This window comes from Pseudomonas sp. MD330_10 (assembly GCF_042610415.1).
GTDB lineage: Bacteria > Pseudomonadota > Gammaproteobacteria > Pseudomonadales > Pseudomonadaceae > Aquipseudomonas > Aquipseudomonas rhodesiae.
This window is the reverse complement of sequence record NZ_JBHGZU010000146.1, coordinates 1-238: the sequence shown is the minus strand read 5'-3', so window position 1 is coordinate 238 and position 238 is coordinate 1. Positions and strand designations below refer to the sequence as shown.

1 protein-coding gene is annotated in these 238 nt (G+C 61.3%); it reads right to left on the bottom strand.

Translation table 11 applies throughout. The features are described 5' to 3' along the window. Nucleotides 1-150 (bottom strand): PepSY domain-containing protein (locus ACFZPT_RS26970; protein WP_379559173.1); only part of this gene is annotated, 150 nt, incomplete at its 3' end. Nucleotides 151-238: the final 88 nt, after the last annotated feature.

The following is a 238-nucleotide window of genomic DNA, read 5'->3' as shown; positions in this document are numbered from 1 at the left end:
GAGCTGGGGTTCGTTGCCCAGCAGATGGTCGTCCTCGTGGTGAAACACCAGCGGCAGGCCGGTGAGGGCGAGCAGCAGCTGGAAGACCGTGCAGATCAGGCTGGTCCAGGTGTGGACGAAGGACCAGCGGCGGAAGGTTGTGCTTTTCATTTTTCAGCCTGCAGCCTCTTCGCCGATCACCATTGGTACGTGGCGCTGGCGACGACGCTGCGTTGGTCGCCTAAGTAGCAGTAGTTGC